We start from the raw sequence: 21738 nt of genomic DNA on the forward strand, positions 1-21738 counted from the left end.
GCGGACATCACCGAGGGGATGGAGGAGGCCTACTGGTCCGTCCACGACGGAGCCGCGGCGACGGCGACCGTCCGGCAGATCCTCGGCGGGCTGCCGCGGACCACCCGCCGGATCGGTCTCCTCGCCTGGCGGGCGGACCCGCGTGCCACCCTCGCCGCGGTCGCCTGCCAGCTCGCCTCCGCCGCCATGACCGCCTTCGGGCTCCTCGCCTCCGTGGGCGTGCTGCAGGAGGTGTTCGCGGACGGGCCGACACCCGAGCGCGTCCGGGCCGCCGGCCTCCAGGTCCTCGTCGTCGCCGGTCTGCTCGCCCTGAGGGCCCTCCTGGAGGCCGGCGTCGGGATGGCGCAGGCGCGGGTGACCCCGAAGATCCGGACCGCGCTGGAGAAGGAGTTCCTCCGGCTGACGGCACACGTACGCCTTGAGGCGGTGGAGGACGCCGACTGGCACGACGAGGTGTTCCGGGCGTACGACCGCGGCCTGTTCTACGCCCGCGAGCTCATCGGGCAGGTCGTCGCGCTCGCCTCGGCCGCGCTCGCCCTGGCCGGCACCATCGGCGTCCTCGGACTCCTGCATCCGGCCCTGCTGCCGCTGATGCTGCTGTCCGTGCTGCCCGTCGGCGTCGCGGCGATCCGCAGCGCACGGGCCCGGTACCACTCCTTCAAGCGGTGGAACGCCCTGCAGCGCCGCGTCCGCGTCTTCACCTGGCTCCTGCTCGACCAGGACGCCGCAGCCGAGGTGCGCTCCGACACCGTGCAGCCGGCCCTCCTCGACGAGCACGACCGGCTCATCACCCGCATCGCCGAGGAGGACACGCGCCTCCGGGCCCAGGCGGCCTGGCTGCACCTGACGGGCCGCGGCGTCGGCGGACTGGGCACCGCCGTCACATACGGCGCGCTCACCGCCATGCTGATCGCCGGCTGGCTCCCCCTCGCCGCCGGCGCGAGCGCGGTCCTGGCCGTGCAGAGCGGCCAGGCCGCGCTGACCCGCCTCGTCGAGGTGGCCCACCTGGTGTACGAACACGCCCTGTGGGTCACGGACCTCGAAGCCGTACTCGAACGCTGCCGCGGCCTGCAGATGCGCGGCGGCACCCTGAAGGCTCCCGGGCGCGTGGCGGCGATCGAGCTGGACGACGTGTCGTTCACGTACGCGGGGAAGCCCGAACCCGCCCTCTCCGGAGTGTCGATGACGCTCAAGGCGGGCGAGACCGTCGCCTTCGTCGGCTCCAACGGCGGCGGCAAGACCACGGCCTCCAAGCTCCTGGCCGGACTCCACGAGCCGCAGAGCGGCACGATCCGCTGGGACGGCGTCGACGTCCGGGACATGGACGCCCGGTCGCTCCAGCAGCAGGTCGCCTTCGTCCTCCAGGAGCCCGTACGGTTCCCCTTCAGCGCCCTCGCCAACATCACCGCCTCGACCGGCAGCCTCACCGAGGCCGACCCGGACCGCGCCCTGGCCGCCGCACGCGCCTCCGGCGCCGACCAGGTCATCGCCCGCCTGCCCGAACAGTGGAACACGCTGCTCTCCAAGCGGTTCCGCGGCGGCCAGGACCTCTCCGGCGGCCAGTGGGCCAAGATGGCCGTGGCCCGGGGCCTCTACAACGACGCCCCGCTGCTCCTCCTCGACGAACCGACCGCGAGCATGGACCCGCCGTCCGAACACGCCGTGTACGAGGCGGTCCTCCGCGGCCGCCTGCGCGAGGACCAGATCACCGTCCTCATCTCCCACCGCCTCGCCAGCGTCGTCGAATGCGACCGGATCTACGTCTTCGACGCCGGAAAGATCGTGGAGGAGGGCACCCACGGCGAACTCATGGCACACGACGGCCTCTACGCCCACATGTTCACCCTCCAGGCCGCCGCGTACCAGGCCTGCACGCCGCCCGACACCGACGGAGGACCCCGCCAGGTGCCGACGACATGAAGGAGAGGAGCCGGCCGGCCTCGGCAGCCGAGGCCGGCCGGCTCGGGGCACGCCCTCCGTCGCCGCTCGCGAAACACCGCTGCGTGTCCGGTGATCACGGAGCTAGGGTGCTGGCATGGACACCGTAACCCTGCGTGACGTCACCCTTCACTACGACGACTTCGGTCCGTCGACCGGAGTGCCGGTCCTCCTGATCCACGGCCACCCCTTCGACCACACCATGTGGACACCCCAGGTCACGGCGCTCACCGAGGCCGGCTACCGGGTCGTCACCCCCGACCTGCGCGGATACGGCCGCAGCGGCGTCACCCCCGGGCAGGTGCTCCTCTCCGACTTCGCCGACGACCTCGCCGCTCTCCTCGACCATCTCGGCATCGGGCGGGCGGTGGTCGGCGGCGTCTCCATGGGCGGTCAGATCGCCATGGAGTTCCACCACGGCCACCCGCGACGGGTGCGCGCGCTCGTCCTGTCCGACACCTCGGCACCCGCCGAGACCGACGAGGGCAGGGACGTCCGCAACCGCCTCGCCGACAGGCTCCTCGCCGAGGGGATGGCCGGCTACGCGGACGAGGTGATCGACAAGATGCTCGCCGCGTACAACGTGACCGCGATGCCGGAGGTCGCCGACCGGGTCCTGGCGATGATGCGCGCCACCGACCCCCGAGGCGCCGCCGCGGCGCTGCGCGGACGGGCCGAACGCCGCGACTACCGTGACACGCTGCCCGCCGTCCGGGAGCCGGTGCTGATCATCGTCGGAGCGGACGACGTCTACACCCCCGTCGAGGCCGCCGAGACGATCCACCGCCTCGTCCCCCACGCCGCCCTGACGGTCGTCGACGGCGCCGGCCACCTCCCGGGCGCCGAGCAGCCCGACCGCTTCAACAGGGCGCTGCTGGACTTCCTCGACACGCAGGTGAAGGCCCAGGACTGAACCACGCGCGCACCGGCGTCCGGGATCCCTACCCGATCGGGCGACTGTGCTCCGGCCCACCAGAGGCCAAGATCAACTGGTGAGTTCCTCCCTGACGCGCCGCGCGTGCGCCGTAGCCCTGCTTCTGACCTCGACCCTGGCCCCCGCCGTGGCCGCCGCCCAACCGGACGATCCCGGACAGGGGTCGGGGCGTGCCGTACAGGCCCGCCTGCTCGGCGAGAAGACCGTTCCCCACAAGCTCGCCTTCAAGGACACCACGGTCGGCGGCCTGTCCGGTATCGACCGCAACCCCTGCACCGGCGAGTACGTGTTCATCAGCGACGACCGTTCGTACCTCCAGCCCGCCCGCTTCTACACGGCGAAGCTGGACGTGGACGCCGGCGGCGTGCACGCCGTCGACTTCACCGACACCCACCCCTTCCGTCAGCCGGACGGCTCGTTCTACCCGTCCCCGGCCCTGGGCGACGGCAAGGCCGTCGACCCGGAGGAGATCAGGGTCGACCCGCGCGGCTGCGACTACTGGTGGGCACAGGAGGGCGACCGGCCCGGGACCGCCGGCCCGCCGGTCATCCAGCCGTCCATCCAGTACGCCTCCGCCACCGGCGACTACGTCGGACAGCTGCGGCTGCCGGCCGACTACGAGATCACGACGGACGAGCGCGGACCGCGCCGGAACCAGGCGATCGAGGCCATCACCTTCGGCTCCAAGGGCAAGGTCGTGACCAGCGCGATCGAGGGCCCGCTCCTCCAGGACGGCCCGGCGCCGGACCTGGACAACGGCGCGCTGGTCCGCGTCACGCGGCAGAACCGCGCGGGGCGGGTCCTCGGGCAGTTCGCCTACCCGCTGGAGAAGATCTTCGCCGAGAGCGACCCGAACAGCCCCTGGGCCCCCGACACCGGCGTCCCGTCCATCCTCGCCTTCCCGGACCAGCCCCACCGCTACCTCGTGCTCGAACGCACCTGGGTCGCCGGCGCCGGCTACAAGATCCGCGTCTTCGACGCCACCACGCGCGGCGCCACCGACGTCCGGAAGATGGACTCCCTGGCCGGGCAGGCCGTGACGCCGATGCGCAAGCGGCTCGTCGTGGACTTCGACACCCTGGGCCTGACCGCCGTCGACAACACCGAGGGCATGACGTGGGGCCCGGAGCTGCCCTCCGGCGAGCGCCTGCTGATCCTCGTCAGCGACGACAACTTCGCCGACGACGCCATCACCCAGGTCGTCGCCCTCGGCCTCCGCTGACGGACACGAGGCACCCTCCTCCACCCGCGCGCTCGGGTTCATGGGGCGTCGGAGGGTGCCGCTCGGCCGGTGCGCTCGGCCTTCTCGTACTGGTCCAGGAGCATGTGGTACGTGGTGGAGGGGAGCGCCTCGGAACCACTGCGGTCCAGGGCGTCCCGGAACGCCCGGGTGGCCTCGGTGAGGTAGTGGTCGGGGCCCAGGACGCGCTCGCAGTCGTCGAGGAGCAGCTCGCGGCACTCCTCGACCGCCCCCGCCGGGTCGCCCGCCTCCGCCCGGCACTCCAGCAGCCGGGCGCGCACGTCGAGCGTGCGCGGATGGTCGGCGCCCAGGGCGCGCACATGGTCCGCCAGCAGCTCTCGATAGACCGGGATCATCGTGTCCGGCTCCGCGTCGTCGGCGCGGTGGCCGGCGTGGGCCGTGCGCAGCCGGAGGGTGTCCGGGTGGTCCGGGCCCAGCACCCGGCCGTGCACGGCGATCAGGTCCTCGTACGCCATGAGGGCCGCGGCCGTGTCACCGGTCGCGCGCAGCTTCTCGGCGAGCAGCTCACGGGTGCGCAAGGACTCCGGATGGTGCGGGCCCAGGACCCGGGCCATGTCGTCCCGCAGTTCGCGGAGGTCGGCGACCGCCCGGGCGTGGTCGCCCGCCTCGCCGCGCCAGTCGGCGAGTTGCGCGCGGGTCGTCAGCGTCAGCGGGTGCTCGGGGCCCAGGGCCCGTCGGCAGTCGGCGAGCAGCGTGACGAACGCCGCGGCGGTCCGGCCCGGGGCGCCGATCACGCCCTCGATGCTGAGGAGACCGCTGCGGAGGAAGAGCACCTGGGGGTGGTCGGAGCCCCAGAGGGGACTCAGGGCGGCGATCATCTCCTCGAAGCCCCGGGCCGCGGTGACGGGATCGCTCTCCGCCAGACCGTGCTGCCACAGCAGGAGCACGCCGCGGTGACCGATGACGAAGGGATGGTCGGGCCCGAACGTCCGCTCCAGCAAGCGGGCGGACTCGTCGATGCCGACCGGCGCCGCGTTCGCGTCCCCTGCCTTGTCGCGGAGCAGTCCCAGGGAGAAGCGGGCATGGGCGACGTCGATGTGGTGCGCGCCCAGGACCCGCACGGCGTCGTCGATCATGTCCGCCAGCTCGGCGGCGGCCCCGGGCGCGTCTCCGGCGGCGGCGCGCCAGTCCGCCAGCTCGTGCCGCACCACCAGGGTGCGGTGGTCGTCGCGCCCGAACGCCGCCACGTGCTCGTCGAGCAGCTCCCCGAGCCGGTCGCGGGCCCCGGCGGGATCGCCCGCCTCACCCCGCAGCCGCGCGAGCATCCTGCGGATGTCCAGGGTCATGTCGTCCAGGGGCCCGAGGTGCGTCCGGCAGTCGCCGAGCAGCTCCTCGTAGAGGGCGGCGGAGCGCCGCGCGTCCCCCGTGTCGTCGTGCAGCGAGGCGATGTGGGCACGGATCGCGAGGGTGCGGTGGTGGTGCGGGCCGTGGACGCGCCGGTGGTCGAGGAGCAGTTGCTCGTAGTCGGCCAGCGCCCCGGTCGGGTCGCCCCCGATGGCCCGGGTCTTGGCGAGGTCGTCGCGGGCGCGGAAGGTGAAGTAGTCGTCCGGGCCGACGAGGCGGGCGCAGTCCGCGGCGAGCTCCGTGTACGCCGCCACGGCCTCGGCGGGGCTCGCGGTGAACTTCAGGAAGACGAGGGCGTTGCCGCGGCAGGCGAGGGTACGGGGGGAGTCGGCGCCGTACTTGTACGTGGAGGTGGCCGCGAGCTGCCGGTAGTGGTCGTCCGATGCCTGGTACAGCCCCGCGCGGCCGAGGCTCTGGCCCAGCCGGAGCAGTACCTCGTGCACATCGGTGTCCGACCACAGCAGCTCCTCGTCATGGGACCGCAGGGCTTCGGTGTTGGCGCGGAGCCGCTGGCCGGTGGCGAAGTCGGGCTCCGTCTCCGGCCACGCGTCGAGCAGGGCGTCGGCCGCCACGTGGACGGTCTCGGCGAGCAGGTCAGGCGGCAACTGCTCCCGCACGCTGCGCTGCACGAGGCCGTGGACCCGGACCGGCTGGCCCGGTGCGTAGGTGACGAGGCTGAGCCGGTGCAGGGCACGCAGCGCGCCGACGGCGTCCTCCGCTGTCGCAGGAGCGTCGTGGGCGTGGCGCTGGGCGCGGTGCCGGGCGAGGTGGGCGAGGACGGGCCGGCTGGTCAGGACGTCGGCGGGGATGCCGTGGGGGTCGAGCGTCGCGGCGAGCCGGAGCATGGGGCGGGCAAGACCGGCGGGGCGCAGCCGGTCGGCGTGCTCGACGGACAGGGACCAGGTGGCCGTCACGGTGACGGCCTGGTCGTCGGGCAGGGCACCGGGTTCGGGAAGCAGGTCGGCCAGTCTCCTGAGCCGGTCGGCCAGCAGACGGCGGTAGCGGGCGCAGGTGACGTCGGTGTCGATGAGGTACGCGGCGGCCTGGGCCAGGGCGAGCGGCAGGTGGTCCAGGTCGGCGGCGAGGCCGGCGATGTCCTCGGCGGGCTCGTGGCGGTCGTGCGCGGCGAGTACGGCGGTGAGATAGACGGCCGCGTCCTCGGGCGTGAACAGGCCCACGGTCACCAGCCGTCGGCCCGCCCCGGTCAGGGCGGCGTCGCGGCGACGCGTGGTGACCAGGACACGGCCGTGCGGGCTGGCGGGCGGCCACCAGCCTCGTACATCGGCCGGATCCTCGACGTTGTCCAGCACGACCAGCCACCGGCACGGCCTCTGGCCGGCCTTCGGCTCCAACCAGGCCAGGAACGCCCGCGCGCACTGCTCGGGGTCGCCGGGATCGGCGGCGAGCACCTCCGCACCGGCCTGCGCGTAGCCGGCGGTGATCGCCGAACGGCTGCGCGCGCCGATCCACACCAGGACGTCGACCCCGCCGCCGTCCCAGGCGGTACGCGCGTAGTCGGCGGCCAGCTGCGTCTTGCCCACCCCGCCGGTCCCGGTCAGCACCTGGCTGAGGACCGCGGTGCCCCCGCTGTCGACCGCCGCCCGCAACTCGTCGACCTCGGCCCGGTGTTGGAACGAGAGGGCACGGGGCGGGATCACGCCGACCTGGTGCGGCCAGGCGGCCGGTGCGCGGGGCGCGGCGTAGTGGTGGACCTGCCCGGCGTAGCCGACGGCGCTGCTGCCCCGGTCGGCGAAGACGCCGCCGGAGGGGTGGGCCGGCACGGCCGGGACGGAGCCGGGTGCGCTCAGTCCTGGTGCGAACCCGGCTGGGGAGGGTTTCCCAGCGTCACATTCCCCATGATCACGGCGGCAGCGGACGAACCGTCGGCCTGGACGACGAGATTCCCGCCCACGGCCACCCCGCCCTCCCCGGCCGACGCGTCACCGTGGTGTGCAGCCCGCAGGGTCATCAGGTCACGCAGGTCACGCAGGTCACGCAGCTCATCCGCGACCCCGTCCCGCTCGCCGTCCTCCAGCGCTTCGAGCAGAGCCTGGATCCGCCCCTGCCACGCCGCCTCCTGAAGGATCCGCACCCGCTCGACGTCGCTCGGCCGCGCCGCCTCCAGCTCGCCCGCGGTCCGGTCGAGGCGCTCCAGTTCAGCGTGCTCCCGCTCCGGATTCCCCCGCCCGAACCACCGCGCCACCCGCTGGCGCACGCCCGTCCACGCGTCCGTTCCCGCGGCCTGCACGACCGCGGTGCCTCCGGCCGCGGCCAACGCCGTCATCGTCTCCGCCAGCATCCTCGTCCTCCCGAGACAGACCAGCCCGCACCGGGGCCCCCGGCGCCCCGCCATGCCTTCAGCACCTCACTCCACCAGATACGCGCTGCCGCTGTCCCCGGTTCCCCCAAGAGCCGTCCCGCGCCCCCTGGTTGCCGCAGAGGGGGGCGGGGGAAGGCGTGAATGTCGTGGAGGGGATGGGGAGAGGGTTTTGAGAAACCTTGTTGAATAACGCCTCGTCATGGCCTGGGCTTGATTTGCTCCTGCCAATCCGCACAAGGTTCTCTCGAACGTTTGACGCCCCACACGTCAACACGAGGAGAGATCTCTCTACATGGCAACTCACAAGCGATCCCGCGGCCTTCGCAACGCGGCCATAGCCACAGGTGTGGCGGGCTCCGCCGCCGCGGCGCTGTTCGCCGCCAACCTCGCCGGCGCGTCCGCCCCCGCCGAGGGAACCGTGCACGGACTCGGCGCGGCGGGCGCCGTCGACGGCAGCTTCGTCGTGATCCTCGACGCATCCGCGAACAAGGAAGAGCTGGCGAAGAAGTACGGCGGCACGCTCGACCGCGCCTACGGCTCGAAGGTCAACGGCTTCTCCGCCTCCGGTCTGACGGTCCAGGAGGCGAAGCGGCTCGCGGCCGACCCCGCCGTCGGAACGGTCGTCCAGAACAAGCGCTTCACCATCAACGAGACCCAGGAGAAGCCCCCGTCCTGGGGCCTCGACCGGATCGACCAGGCCGACACCGCCGGCGACGAGAAGTACACGTACCCCGACGGCGGCGGGGAGGGCGTGACGGCGTACGTGATCGACACCGGCGTCCGGGTCTCGCACCAGGACTTCGGGGGCCGGGCGACCCACGGTTTCGACGCCGTCGACAACGACGACTCGGCCGACGACGGCAACGGCCACGGCACCCACGTCGCCGGAACCATCGCGGGCGCCTCCCACGGCGTCGCCAAGAAGGCCAAGATCGTGGCCGTCCGCGTCCTGGACGACAACGGCTCCGGCACCACCGCGCAGGTCGTCGCCGGCATCGACTGGGTGACGAAGAACCACACCGGACCCTCCGTCGCCAACATGAGCCTCGGCGGCGGCGCCGACGAAGCGCTCGACGCGGCCGTCCAGCGCGCCATCGCCGCCGGCATCACCTTCGCCGTCGCCGCCGGCAACGAGTCCTCCGACGCCGGCCAGGGCTCGCCCTCCAGGGTCCCCGAAGCCCTCACCGTCGCGTCCAGCACCAAGGGCGACGAGCAGTCGGAATTCTCGAACTTCGGCGCGGTGGTGGACATCTACGCCCCCGGATCCGAGATCACCTCGGCGTGGAACGGCAGCGACACCGAGGTCAAGACGATCTCCGGCACGTCCATGGCCGCACCCCACGTCGCCGGCGCCGCGGCCCTGTACCTGGCCGCCCATCCGACGGCGACCCCCGCCGACACGGCCACCGCCCTCACCGGGGCGGCCACGGACGGAGCCATCAAGAACCCCTCCGCCGGCACCACCAACAAGCTCCTGAAGATCGCCCCCTGATCCACCCCGCTCCCGCCGCGTGACGAACGGCCCCCTTCTCCCGAAGGGGGCCGTTCCGCCGTCTCCCGAAGGAGCGCGGGCCCTTTGTCCCGTGAGAGGAAGAAGTCGTGACCGATTCCTGCTCACCGCAGCGCGCTCCGGCCGGTCGGCGCGGCTCGCCGCGCGGCTGGAGAATGCCGGGGAGCTGACCGCCGCGGACGTCTCGGCCGCCGCGGCGGCGGGGGACACCGTGGCCCTGGAGCTGATCCGCGAGGGCGGACAGCGCCTCGGCCAGGTCATCGCCGGGCTCGTCAGCTTCTTCAACCCGGGACTCGTCGTCATCGGCGGCGTCACCGGACTCGGCCCCACCCTGCTGGCCAGCGTCCGTACCCAGGTCTCCCGCCAGTCGCTGCCGCTCGCGACCCGCAACCTCCCCATCGTTCTCGACGAGTTGGGACCCACCGCCGGCGTGATCGGCGCGGCCCGCCTCATCAGCGACCACGTCTTCTCTCCGGCCTGACCGAACTGCCCGGCCCGACCGGGCCGGGCCCCGTATCACCGCACCACCGCAACGGTCCCGTGGCTGTCAGCCACGCCCGCTCACCCCACCCGCGTCGGCACGTCCGGCACGGCGCTCAGGACGGCACCGCCAGACGCGGCTCCCGCCCGTTCCTCGGGCCAGTCCCAGCCGAGACCCCCGCGGAACCCGGCACGGAACGCGTCGCCCACAGCCGGTGCGCTCACGCAGCGGGGCGGACTCGTATGCGTTGGTGAACAGCAGATGCGCGCGATCCACCAACCGACGCGCCTGGGCGCGGTCCAGACGGGCGAGCTGCTGCGAGGGATCGGCCGCCAACCGAATACCGGCGCGCCGAGCGGCGTCGGTGTGCCGCAGCATGGCCTCCGGGGGCCTCGGCCCCGACGAGCACCAGGTCGGAACCACCACGGCGCTCCGGCGCGACGGCGAGGTCGATCTTCCCCGCCGCCGGCCACGACGTCGACGTCCGGAGACCGCCGGATCGACCAGCCCGCGACGAGGCACAGTACCCACGTGAACGGACGACGGACGGACGCCCCCCCGCGACGGCGCCAAGCCGATACACCCTGACCGGCGCCGACGGGCAGCCCTACCTCAGCGACGCCCCCGGTCGGTACGGCGGGTGGCTACCGCCGCCGACGGATCTACGGGCGGCTGGACTGCCCCTCCGCCCTCCGGCACATCGCCCGCGGACACCATGTGCGCCACCGCGTCTTCTTCGCGGACGAGACCACCGCCACAGCCGCCGGATACCGGCCGTGCGCCGTCTGCCTCCCCACCCGTCACCGGGCGTGGCGCGCCGAGGAGCCGGCATGAACGAACCGTCTCCCCGTCTCCTGGCCCGCTCACCGCCCGCACACCGCCCCCGAACTGGCCCAGCTGCTGGCGCTGCTGGAGGGCGAGGGTCATCGCGGCGGCAGCGTAGCGCTGGGCCACAGCCGGTATCCCGCCTTGTTGCAGGCCGCCGTGGTCGACTGGCCGGAGGGTGCCGCGTCCTGGCTACGCCAGGCCCATCGGCTGCCCCGCCCCGGACCCGACGCCTGGGTGGTGGCCGCGGCCCGGGTCGGCTGGGCCCGGATGAGCCGCCGCCTCCACCACAGCACCGACGGGATCCGCACCGCACCTTCGGCTTCGCGTCCGTGGGCGACGCGCGCGTGCCGGCCGCAGTGGGCCCCGGCGTGCTGGACGGGATGTGCGGGACGACGGCGGACGGCAGGGTGTGGACGGTCCGCCGGGGCTGCATCGTCGGATCCGCCGACGAGTGACGACCACCGGGAGCGGGACAGTCCAGTGGCGGGCGGTGGGCGAAACGGGCCTCTGGCGTACGGCATGTGACGTGCCGTCGTCGCATCGAAGCGAGAGGCTCCCGCCGCACGGAGGCGCCGGCCGGAGGCGCGCGGGATACTGGAGGGACTCGCCCGGTTCCCTGGGGACGACGAGGCGGCTGGAGTGGAAAGTTGAGCGGGAAACAGATGGGGGCTGCGGGCCTTCGGCTGGCGCGCCAAGGGGTCGGCGCGACGGCGAGTGTCGTCGCGTACGTCGGGATCCGCGTGCTCATCCGGGCCGCCGCACTCCTGCCGGTCCGCCGGATTCCGGCGGCGGAACGAGCGGTTGCGCGGCCCCACCGAGTCGGTACAGTTGTGATCGTCTGGTTTGTCAAGGTGTACCAGGAGTCCTTCCTCCGCGACCGTCTGAAGCGGGACGGAAGAACCTGCGTCTATCTCCCCACCTGTACGGACTACGCACAGCGGGCGGTCCACACCTACGGTCTCCTCCGTGGTCTGCTGATCACGGGCGACCGATTCCGACGCTGCTCCGAGGGAGGCGGGGGCAGTTACGTCGATTTCCCCTAGGGGGGTTCCCCGAGGAGGCAATCGTGGCCGGCACATCCGAGAACGGCTTCGGTCCCCGAGAGTTCGGCGAGCGCGTGGAGCGCGCCGCGGCGGACGCGGATGTCAGGACACTCACGGGTTTCGCGCTCGGGCGCGGCACGGACGAGGGCCGCTGGCGGCTCTACCTCAACGCGGAGCTCACCCATTTCGTGGAGTGCGACGCGGCGGACGTCGTGCACGCGGAGGAGACGCGGCCCGGCCACACGATCGCGTGGGTCCGCCGCGACGCCCGGATCACCGAGTCCACCTCGCGCACCCTCCCCGTGGAGTTCCTGCAGGGCGAGGTCCGCACCGGCTTCCTGCGCGGGCTGGCGGGGCTGACCGGTGTCAGGGCCCTGGCCGCGGAGGGCTGCCCCTGCTCCGGCTGCGCACACTGCACCCAGTCGTGCTCGTCGCTGCCTGGCGGCGATTCCGTGGGACTGTCCTGCGGGTGCTGACATGGCCCTCGTCGCCGCGCCGCCGGCGGTCGCCCGGCCGAGCCGTGCCCCCACCGGCGGACGGGACCCGCTGGACGCGCGGGGGGCCGTCGGTCTGCTGCGTGAACTCGGCCTTCTGACAGCCGCCCACGTCGTCGGCGGACTCGTCGTGACCGACGTGTCGCGCCGCAACCGCAACCACCGCGTGACCACCACCGACGGCCCCTCGTTCCTCGTCAAGCAGGCGGGCGACCCGGACACGGTACGGACCCTCGGCAACGAGGCCCGTACCTACGACGCCCTCGCCCTGCGCGGATCCGCCGAACTGCGGGCCGCGCTCCCGCCGACCGTGCGCCACCTGCCGGAGCGGGCCGTCCTCGTGCTCGGCATCGACTCCGAGGCGATCACCCTGGCGGCGTACCACCGCCGGACGCGCCGGTTCCCGCCGGGCGTGGCGGAGGCGCTCGGCCGCCGGCTCGCGGCGCTGCACGCCCTGCGCGACGACGAGGCGCGGGAATCGCTCCCGGTGACCACCGGACTGCCGCTGGTGTTCTCGTTCGACCGCCCCGACGTCACCGTCTACTACGGAGCGAGCTCCGCCACCCTGCGGCTCCTCACCGCCGTGCACGCCACGGGCGACTTCGCCGACCTCCTCGGCCGGTTGCGCGCGGAGTGGCGGCCGGGCTGCGTCGTCCACGGAGACCTGCGCCTCGACAACGTCATCGTGCGTCCCTCGGTGCCGGCCCGGGCCGGGAAGGGCCTGCGTCTGGCCGACTGGGAGATGGCGATGTGGGGCGACCCGGCGTGGGACGTCGCCACGGTGCTGTCCGAGTACCTGTCCCTGTGGCTCGACCACGCGCCGGTGAGCGCGGAGACGCCTCCCGAACGGTTCCTCGATCACGGCCCGTTCCCCCTCCCGCGCTGGCAGCCGGCCGTCCAGCGGTTCTGGACGGCCTACGCCACCGCCGCCGGCGACCGGGCCGAGGCACGCGCCGTGTGGGCACGCGCGGTGCCGTTCGCGGCCGCACGGCTCGTGCAGACGGCGTACGAGAGCGCCCAGTTCCTCGCGGAACTGCCGGGGCAGGTGGTGCTCAAGCTGCAGCTCGCCCACAACCTCCTCAGGGATCCGGCCGGCGGAGGCCGCTCGTTGCTCGGGATCGCGCCGTGACCGCCCGGGAGCACATCGCCTCCGCCGTCGCCGCCACCACCTTCGTGGGCGACCACGGCTTCGCCTGGTTCGGGAAGCGGCCGCCCCGGCTGCCCGCGACGCTCACCCGGTCGCTGGACGCCCAGGTACGCCGGGACTACCTCGCCCAGGCGCTCGCCGAGCACCTCTACGGCTATTTCTACGTCAAGGGCCACGCCTCCCCGATGCACTGGGAGGCCCCCACCGCGGCCGCCGGCGGTTCCGGGCCGTTCGTCGCGGCGCTGCGCGCCCGCAACACGGGCGCCGGAGGCTGGGAGAACGGATGGCGGATCACCGCCGGGCCGCAGCCCGCCGATCCGGAGCCGGCCGGTCTCCATCCCGCCGATCCGCAGCCCGCCGATCCCCATCCCGCCGATCCGCAGCCCGCCGGTCCGCCGTCGCCGGATCCACGGCCCGAGACACGGCTGGAACGGGAAGGCGTGCGGATCAGCGTCCTGGACGGGCGGCTCCTGCGGCGGGGCGGGCCGGGCTCGGCGGAGCTGCGCATGCCCGGCGAACTGCTCCACCGATCCCCCGGCCACTACCTCGCGCTGTCCGACGCACCGGTTCCCGCCGGCGCGGCCGTCGTCCGCGTCTACTGGAACTGCACGGCGCGCGGCGCGCTCGACCTCATGGGCGAGCTGACCCGCAGTCTCAACGGCGAGGGCATCCCGTACCAGCTCAAGGTCCTGGACGACCCCGCCGCGTACGACCGCTGCGACGCCGCGGTCCTCTACCTCACGGCCGACACGGTCGCCGCCGCCCGCCCCCACCTGGCACGGGCCCACCGGCTGCTCACCGACGCCCGGCTGGTCCGGAGCGCCTGGATCCCCGTGTTCACCAAGGAACTCGGACCCGGCGTGGGCCTCGCCGAGGACACCGACCACGGGCGCTCGTTCGGCATGCACCGCTGCCGCCTGCTCGCCGAGGGACTCGTCGCGGCCTCGGCGGCGACAAGCGGCACACGTCGCGCACGTCGCACACCTCGTACACGTCGCGCGGAGCTCGTCGGCGACTACCTCCGGGAGCACGGGGTCTCGCTCGACACGCCGTACCTCCGGCCCGGTTCGGCCGACGGATACCGGGCGTTCGGCCGTACCCCCGCATCGCCCTCCCCACGGCCCGCGCCGGTCACGGAACCGACCGGGAGCGAGCTGGGCGACGAGGCACGGAGGCTCTGCGAGCGGCTCGTCGCGGACGCCTTCCACGACGGCGACGCCTGCACCTGGCTCGGCTCGCTCGTCCCGGACGGCACCGATCGCGTGCTCGCCTCCCTCGGGCCCACCCTGTACGACGGCCTCGCGGGCGTCGCCCTCGTCCTCGCCCAGCTCGACGGCCCCGGCTGCGCCGACACCGCGCGTGCCGCGCTGCGGCAGGCGGAACGCCGTCGCGGCGACCTCGCGCCGGACCGCCGCCCCGGACTCTTCGACGGCTGGACGGGGCTGGCCCTCGCCCAGGCGTACGCCGCCCGCCGGCTCGACGACCCGGCCCTGCGCGCCGCCGCCCGGGCCACCGGGCGCGAGGCCCTGGCGCCGCCGTGCACCGAGCACGACCTCATCAGCGGCGCCGCCGGAGCCGTCCTGGGCGCGCTGGCGCTCGTGGAACTCACCGGAGACCGCTCCCTGCTCGACGAGGCGGTGAGGCTCGGGGACCTGCTCGTCGAGCACGCCACGCCCGCCGGCGGCGGACTGGCCTGGAGCACCATCAACCGCAAGGGCGAGTTCCACCTCACCGGACTGTCGCACGGCACCGCGGGCATCGCGCTCGCCCTGGCCGAACTCGCCGCGGCGACGGGCGAGCCCCGCTTCCTGGCCACCGCCGAAGCCGGCTTCGGCCACGAGCGGGCGTGGTTCGACCCCGGCGTGGGCAACTGGCCGGACCTCCGCGAGACCCGGGCCACCCGGGGCGCGGCCCGAGGCGCGCTGGCCTACTCCACGTACTGGTGCCACGGAGCGCCCGGCATCGCGGTGTCCCGCGCGCGGGCCTGGCAGCTGACCGGCGACCCGGTCTACCGCGACGAGGCCCTCAGGGCCCTGGCGACGACCCGTTCGTTCGTGCGGGACACACACCCCGCGGGTGACCACTCGCTCTGTCACGGGCTGCTCGGCAACGCGATCGTGCTGACCTTCGCCGGCCGGGCCGTCGGAGACCGGGAGAGCGCGGGCGTGGCGCGGGACGCGGTGGCACGGGCCCTGGCCGCCCACGCCGGCGGCCCCTGGCCGCTCGGCACCCCCGCCGAGAGCCCGGGACTGATGCTCGGGAGCTCCGGAATCGCTCACGCGCTGCTGTGGCTGCGCGACCCCGCCGAGCCCATGGTCCTGCTGCCTGGGCTCATCTGAGACACCGGAGGGACCATGCCCGGAATCGCCACCCACCTCACCGTGCTGAACCAGACGGTCGCCCGGCTCACGGCGTCGGGCGACGCGGAGCTGACGGCGGTCGCGGACGCGCTCCGCGCACAACCGGCGTACGCGCACCTCGGCGCGATCGGACCGGCGCTGGCGGACTTCATGCCCAACGGGCGCGTCGAGGGCGACGTCACCGACGACCCGAACCCGTACGCCTACGTCTGGAAGCAGATCTTCGCCCTGCTCGGCGGCGACGAGTCCCGCTTCCCGGGCAGCGGCGTGGGGCTGCACGCCGTCCTCGTCCGCATGCGACGCATCCTCGACGAACTCACCACGGTGGCCGACGCGGAGGACTGCGACCGGCTGAAGGACATCCGGGACGGCAACGTGCCGGGCGTCGGTCTGAGCGACATCGAGACGACCGCCAACGACTTCGCGAAGATCATCGGCGCCCTCGATCCGGCCACGAGCCCGATCATCGGAGAGATCGCCGCCACCATCACCGACCGGCTGAAGCCGGTCGTCGACACGGCCGCGCCGACCGATCCGGTGCCACCACCCGAGGAGTGGCACGCGCGCGACTTCCTGCACTGGCGCGGCACCGGCGCGTTCGTCGACGCGCTCCTGGCCGAGGCCGCGGCCACCGGCGACGACCGGCTGCGGGCCTACGCCTACGGCTATCTGATCGGCTACGCGGCGAACGTCTGCGGCAGCCCGTTCGTCAACTCCTGCGTCGGCGGCCCGCACCGCACCCAGTGGTGGCGGCGCCGGTTCACCGACAACTTCATCGACGCCTGGGTGCACGGCCACTACGCGCAGGGCCCGCGGCCGGCCCCGGTGGACGCCCCGACACCGCCCTACCCGCAATGGCCCTCGCTGTGCTCGGCGAACCTCCAGAAGCTCATCGAACTCCAGCCGATGGACCCGGCCGCCCTCCTCGTCGACATCAAGCGGAACCGCGACCTGCCCGCCGGGGTGATACCCGACGACTTCGCCCAGTCGTGGTTCAAGGCCCTGACCACCGCCCACCCGGGGCCGCTGCCCGCCGGACTCGCCGCCGAGGAGCTCAACGGCGCCTACCAGATGACGTGGCTGATGCTCTGGGTCCAGACCAGCGGCGAGATCATCGGCTGCAACTTCGGCGCCCCCGTCGAACCCCCCGAAGGCTGCGGCGCCGCTCTGGGCGAGCTCGACCCCTTCGTACCGGCACCCGGCGGCGGCCCGAGCCTGCCGCCCGCCTTCGACACCGACCTGGAGGACACCACGGCGGTGGTGTGCGGCATCCTCCTCGCGATCCTCGGCGGACTGCTGCTCCTCGGCGGCTCCCTCGTGGCCGGCGCAGCGGCCGTCGCCGGGGCCGCCGCGCTGCTCGACTGCTCCAACGTCGTCGAGTGGCAGAAGCTGCGCTGCCAGTTGTTCTGGTACCGGATGTACCTCTACAACGGGCTCAAGGGCATGAACGAACTGCTCGCGCTCGCGGCCTTCGGCTACCCCTACGCCGAGATGCTGGCCGAGGACGAGATCGTCTCCGCGACGCTCTCGGGGCTGCCGTTCGAGTCCGGACGCAACCTGGTCAAGTCGCGCGTCACCGACAGGGAGTTCCCCTCCAAGCCGTGGGACGGCAACATCCTGACCTTCAACCAGCGTCCGACGGCGGCCAACCCCGGCTTCGAGAAGCCCAGGAGCACGGCCTACCGGGCCACCGCCTATCCGTCGCACTTCATCGACGACGACGTCGACAACCCGCTGTCCAACGGCGGCATCGGCACCGCCGGTGCCTTCCCCGTACGCCTCGGCCCCGACGGGCAGCCCCTGCCGTTCGGCAATGCCGTCGCCAACGCGGTGGACCTGCTGTCCCGCATCAGCGAACCGCGTCCGGGCTGGAACCTGGACGGCGACCGCGGACTCGCCCACCTGACATGGGAGTTCGACGGCGGCTACGACCCCGACGCGGTCACGATCCGGCCGGCCCCGTGAGCACGGCGCGCCAGGAGGCAACCATGAGCACCCACCGTCGGCGTCCCCCGCTCGATCCCGGCATCGGGCTGGAAGGCGTACAGGAGGCCGGGACCGAACAGCACGAGAAACTGCGCGAGGCATGGGCCCGGCTGGCGAAGGAGGGCCGGACCTGGACGCCGTTCCTGGTGGTGCCGTACAAGCCGGTCGTGCCGGTGCTGCCCGGACAGACCCCCGACCTCGGCCGGATCCGTCCCGTCCCGGCCGGGGAGGCATTCTGGGCCTCGCCGTACATCGTCGTCGAGAACAGCGGCGGCATCGGCCTGACCGCGCGCGCCGGGGAGGACAACTTCGTGCACGCACGGGTGTTCAACTTCGGCAGGGCCACCTCCGCCCCCACCCAGGTCGACTTCTACTGGGCCGACCCCTCGCTCGGCGTGAGCGCCGGCACGTGCCGTCACATCGGCACCGAGTGGGCCGAGATCCGCCACGGCGCCTCGCTCGACGTCCGCTGCCGCACCCCCTGGATCCCGGAGTTCCTCAACGGCGGTCACGAGTGCCTCGTGGTCAACACCTCCAACCCCACGGCGACGGCGTCCCCCGGCTCGGTCTTCGGCCCCTTCGACCCGATCCAGGTCCCCTTCGGACCCCGGCTCGACCGGCACGTCGGCCAGCGCAACCTGACCGTCGAACCGGCCCAGGGCGGCTCCACGGCGATGACGCTGACCCTGACCAACCCGCTGCCCTTCTCGGCGCGGATGCTCGTCACGCTCCGGGCCGACATGTTCGAGATCGATGCGGAACACCTCGCGAAGACCGGCGAGACCGAGGTGCTGACGGGGCTCGCCGCGCTCGCGGGGGACCCGGACGCCCCGAAGGAGGGGCCCGTACGCCGGGTCGGCCGGCCGCCCGCCGTCAAGGTCTCCGTCGGCGAGGTCGTGGGGACGGTCCCCACCGACGCCACCCGCGACTACGCCGCCGCACTGGTCCAGCACGTCGGAAGGGGAGCGGACCCGGCGGCCGGAGAGGTCGTCGCCACCGCCCGGATGCGGGCCGGCGAGCAGCGCGGCGTCGAGATCGTGGCCGACGCCGTCGAGCCGAAGGCGGGGTGGTTCACCGTCGTCACGCTCGGGCAGCTGTGGGAGGACCTGCCGCTCGGCGGCTACACCCTCGTCGGGGTCGTCGCATGACGGCCGCCGCACTGCCCGCCACCGCGGGCGACGACCTCACCCGCGCCCTCGACGCGGCCAACCGCGTCGTCCTCGCCGCCGCGGACACCGCCCTGCCCGGAGTGGACGCCATCCTGCGGCACCTGCCGTCCCAGGCCGGCAAGGGCGTACGACCCCGCCTGGCACTGCTCGCCTCGGCCGCCTCGGCCCCCGGCGCGCCCCCGCCCGTCGAGGTCGCCGCGGGCGTCGAGCTCATGCACCTCGGCACCCTGCACCACGACGACGTCGTCGACGAGGCACCCGTACGCCGGGGACAGCCCACGGTCGCCGCCCTGTGGGGCAACCGCGCGGCCGTCTTCGCGGGCACCTTCCTCCTGTCGAGGGGGACGGAGCTGGTCGCGGGCGCCGGCGAGGCGGCCGCGCGGGCCGCCGCACGGTGCACGGCCGACCTGTGGCGCGGGCAGACCCGCGAACTCGTCTCCGCGTTCCGCGTCGACCGCACGGAGGACGACTACCTCGACGTGATCGCCCTCAAGACCGGCGCGCTGTTCGGACTCGCGGGCCTGGCCGGTGCCCTCGCCTCGCACGCCCCGGCCGGAACGGTGGACGCGCTGGAGCGGTTCGGCAGGACCTGGGGCACGGCCTTCCAACTCGCCGACGACCTCGCGGACCTCACGAGCACGGCGCTCCGGCTCGGCAAGCCCGTCACCGCCGACGTCCGCGCCGGGATCTACACCCTTCCGGTCATCGTCGCCCTCGGCAGGGGCGGCGCGCCCGCCGCCCGCCTGCGCGGCCTGCTCGGTGTACCGGGCCTGGACGGGCCCGGCGCCGAGGAGGTCCGCACGCTGGTGGCCGACGCCGGGGGAGTGGACCGCTCGCTGACCGTCCTGCGGGGTCTGCTCGGCCGCGCGCACGCCGAACTCGGCCGCCTCCCCGCCACAACGGCGAGGGCACGGCTGCACCAGCTGGTCGAGGAGGTGGGTGATGGCGTCTGACGTCGACGTCGTCGTCGTGGGCGCAGGACCCGCCGGCTGCGCCGCGGCCACGTCTCTGGCCCGGCGCGGCAGGACCGTCCTGCTCCTCGACCGGTCCCCGATCCCCCGGGAGAAGGCCTGCGGCGACGGCCTGACCCGAGCCTCGCTCGCCCAGCTCGACCTCCTCGGCTGCCGGCCCGAACTCGCCCCGTTCCAGTCGGTGCGGGGGACGCGGCTGTCCTTCGCCTCGGGGGCGGAGTTCACCCGGGCGACCCCGGGCGGGCGGGGCCGCGTGGTGCCCCGCGCCGTCCTCGACGCGCTGCTCGCGGACCGCGCCCGGTCGGCGGGCGTGACCGTGGCCCCTTCGTGCCGGGCCACGGGCCTGCTCCGCGAGGCCGGCCGCACCGTCGGCGTCCGGTACGTCGACGGCGCCGACGACCGCCAGGTGACCAGCCGTTTCGTCGTCGCGGCCGACGGAGCGACCTCGGCCCTGGCACGGGCGGGCGGCCTGGCACGGCCCACCGACCGCACGGGCTTCGCCGTACGGGCGTACGTCGGCGGGCTGCGCGGGCTCACCGACGAGTTCCGCGTCCTCGTGCCGCTCGTCGACCCGGCCACCGGACGGACCCTGCCGGGATACGGCTGGGTGTTCCCCGTGTCGGCCGACGTCGCCAACGTGGGAGTGGGCTGCCTGCGGATCAGACCGCAGGACGCCGGGGTCAACCTCCGCACCGTGTTCCGGGACTTCCTCGGAACCCTGGAATCCGACGGGTCCCCTCGGCCCGGACCGCTGCGGGGCGCGCCGCTGCCCTGCGACTTCGACCCCGAACGCTGCAGCGCCGGCGCCCTGGTCCTGGTCGGCGACGCGGCGCGGCTCGTCGACCCCCTGTCGGGCGAGGGCATCGACACGGCCCTGGAGTCCGGCGCGCTCGCCGCCGACATGATCGAACGCGCGCTCGCCGCCGGGAGGTACGAGGTCCCCGGCTACGGCGCGGAGCTGCGGCGACGCTTCGGCCGCCGGATGGACGCCGCGTGGTCCCTGGTGGAGCACCACGAGTTCGTGTGGAACGTCGTCAGCGGCGCGGCGAGCGTCGAACGACCGCTCCACCGCGGAGCCCGGCGAGCCGTCAGCGCCTACGACCGCGGGGCGCCCGAACCGGCGGAGGCGGAAGGACCGGCCGCGCTGCGCCTCTGGCTGGCGCGGCACGGACTCCTTGACGAGGTGCGGGCGGCCCGCCGGGCGGTGCGCGAGGAGGCGGGGGACGAACTGCCCCTCCTGGCCGGCGCGGTGACGGAACTGCGCGACGCCATGGCGGAGCAGACCCGGATCGCGTCCCTCCTCGTGTGCGCGGGGATCCTCGCGGCGCCCGCCCGGCGACGGGACGCGCGCCGCCTGGCCGTCGCCTCCGAACTCGCCTGCCTCGCGCTCGCCGCGCACGAGGACGTCCTGGACGCGCTCCCGGACGGCGGTCCCCGCGCCGCGAACCTCTTCGCGGTCTCCGCGGGCGACGCGCTGCTGTGCCGGTCCCTGGAACGCGCCGCCGACGTCGGGGCCTGGGCCGTACGCCTGATGAGCCGGGCGAGCGCGGACGTGTGCGCGGGCACCCTGCTCGGAGGACCCGGCGCCGTGGCCCTGACCACGGGCACGGTGTTCGCCCTGCCCGTACGCCTCGGCGCCCACCTCGCCCACGCCGACCCCGCGACCGTCACCCGGCTGACCGCCGAGGGCCGCTCGCTCGGCACCACGTGGGCGTCCTGGGAGGGGTCGCGCCGTTCGGACACGCCCGAAGAGCCAGGTACCGCGGCTGAGGAACGGCGCGCTCGGTGCGCCGTGCGCGCCCTCGACCGTCTCACCCGCATGTCGCTGCCCCGGAGCGGCCCGGCCCCCGCCGGACGGCTCGCGGCGTGAGGTCGTCTTCCGCCCGTCGTATCGGCGTCGGGTGCGGTCCTCGACGCCGTCGTCGAGCTGGTGGCGGAGCACGGGCTCGCGG

The 21738-nt window shown here is 74.1% G+C and carries 14 protein-coding genes and 2 pseudogenes; 13 read left to right on the plus strand and 3 right to left on the minus strand.

Annotated elements, in window-relative coordinates; genetic code table 11:
• The first annotated feature begins 18 nt into the window (after positions 1–18).
• The 3 genes from HHL19_RS18105 to HHL19_RS18115 all read left to right on the plus strand — a co-directional run bounded on the left by HHL19_RS18105 (position 19) and on the right by HHL19_RS18115 (position 4094).
• Positions 19–1920: an ABC transporter ATP-binding protein gene (locus HHL19_RS18105; protein ID WP_240981659.1), complete on the plus strand. Its 1902-nt coding sequence runs from the start codon at positions 19–21 to the stop codon at positions 1918–1920.
• Between the two features lie 115 nt (positions 1921–2035).
• A complete protein-coding gene (locus HHL19_RS18110) occupies positions 2036–2851 on the plus strand; it encodes an alpha/beta fold hydrolase (protein ID WP_169090798.1) in 816 nt (271 codons plus the stop codon).
• Positions 2852–2930: 79 nt separating this feature from the next.
• On the plus strand, positions 2931–4094 hold the full coding sequence (locus HHL19_RS18115) for an esterase-like activity of phytase family protein (protein ID WP_169090800.1): 1164 nt from the start codon (positions 2931–2933) through the stop codon (positions 4092–4094).
• Between the two features lie 38 nt (positions 4095–4132).
• On the opposite strand, the gene HHL19_RS38535 is transcribed toward HHL19_RS18115, so the two are convergent.
• Both HHL19_RS38535 and HHL19_RS18125 read right to left on the minus strand, forming a co-directional pair.
• Positions 4133–7258, minus strand: coding sequence for a tetratricopeptide repeat protein (locus tag HHL19_RS38535; RefSeq protein ID WP_206325266.1), 3126 nt, complete (start codon positions 7256–7258; stop codon positions 4133–4135).
• Between the two features lie 23 nt (positions 7259–7281).
• On the minus strand, positions 7282–7776 hold the full coding sequence (locus tag HHL19_RS18125; RefSeq protein WP_169090802.1) for a hypothetical protein: 495 nt from the start codon (positions 7774–7776) through the stop codon (positions 7282–7284).
• Between the two features lie 313 nt (positions 7777–8089).
• Between HHL19_RS18125 and HHL19_RS18130 the strand changes: the two genes are divergently transcribed.
• Both HHL19_RS18130 and HHL19_RS18135 read left to right on the plus strand, forming a co-directional pair.
• Positions 8090–9289: a S8 family peptidase gene (locus HHL19_RS18130; RefSeq protein ID WP_169090804.1), complete on the plus strand. Its 1200-nt coding sequence runs from the start codon at positions 8090–8092 to the stop codon at positions 9287–9289.
• A gap of 127 nt (positions 9290–9416) precedes the next feature.
• Positions 9417–9788 (plus strand): annotated as a pseudogene (locus HHL19_RS18135) (ROK family protein); the annotation flags it as partial.
• Positions 9789–9931: 143 nt separating this feature from the next.
• On the opposite strand, the pseudogene HHL19_RS37350 reads toward HHL19_RS18135, so the two are convergent.
• Positions 9932–10221, minus strand: a pseudogene (locus HHL19_RS37350) (carbohydrate kinase family protein); the annotation flags it as partial.
• Positions 10222–10487: 266 nt separating this feature from the next.
• On the opposite strand from HHL19_RS37350, the gene HHL19_RS37355 reads away from it, so the two are divergent.
• From HHL19_RS37355 to HHL19_RS18180, 8 genes are all read left to right on the plus strand, one after another.
• Entirely contained in the window at positions 10488–10622 is a 135-nt protein-coding gene (locus tag HHL19_RS37355; RefSeq protein WP_346770287.1) for an Ada metal-binding domain-containing protein, read from the plus strand.
• A 1060-nt stretch (positions 10623–11682) separates the two neighbouring features.
• Positions 11683–12135 carry a hypothetical protein gene (locus tag HHL19_RS18150; RefSeq protein ID WP_169090808.1) on the plus strand — a complete coding sequence of 151 codons (453 nt, stop codon included), beginning with the start codon at positions 11683–11685 and terminating at the stop codon, positions 12133–12135.
• A gap of 1 nt (position 12136) precedes the next feature.
• Entirely contained in the window at positions 12137–13282 is a 1146-nt protein-coding gene (locus tag HHL19_RS18155; protein ID WP_169090810.1) for a phosphotransferase, read from the plus strand.
• Positions 13279–15639, plus strand: a complete 2361-nt coding sequence (locus HHL19_RS18160; RefSeq protein WP_169090812.1) for a lanthionine synthetase LanC family protein — start codon at positions 13279–13281, stop codon at positions 15637–15639. Before HHL19_RS18155 ends, HHL19_RS18160 begins: the two co-directional genes overlap by 4 nt.
• 15 nt (positions 15640–15654) lie before the next feature.
• The gene (locus tag HHL19_RS18165) at positions 15655–17625 is read left to right on the plus strand and encodes a hypothetical protein (RefSeq protein ID WP_169090814.1); all 1971 of its coding nucleotides are present in this window, start codon (positions 15655–15657) and stop codon (positions 17623–17625) included.
• 23 nt (positions 17626–17648) lie between these two features.
• Positions 17649–18794, plus strand: a complete 1146-nt coding sequence (locus HHL19_RS18170; RefSeq protein ID WP_169090816.1) for a hypothetical protein — start codon at positions 17649–17651, stop codon at positions 18792–18794.
• The gene (locus tag HHL19_RS18175) at positions 18791–19768 is read left to right on the plus strand and encodes a polyprenyl synthetase family protein (protein WP_169090818.1); all 978 of its coding nucleotides are present in this window, start codon (positions 18791–18793) and stop codon (positions 19766–19768) included. Before HHL19_RS18170 ends, HHL19_RS18175 begins: the two co-directional genes overlap by 4 nt.
• Positions 19758–21656 carry a geranylgeranyl reductase family protein gene (locus HHL19_RS18180; protein WP_169090820.1) on the plus strand — a complete coding sequence of 633 codons (1899 nt, stop codon included), beginning with the start codon at positions 19758–19760 and terminating at the stop codon, positions 21654–21656. Before HHL19_RS18175 ends, HHL19_RS18180 begins: the two co-directional genes overlap by 11 nt.
• Positions 21657–21738: the final 82 nt, after the last annotated feature.

Source organism: Streptomyces sp. R302 (assembly GCF_012927245.1).
Lineage (GTDB): Bacteria > Actinomycetota > Actinomycetes > Streptomycetales > Streptomycetaceae > Streptomyces.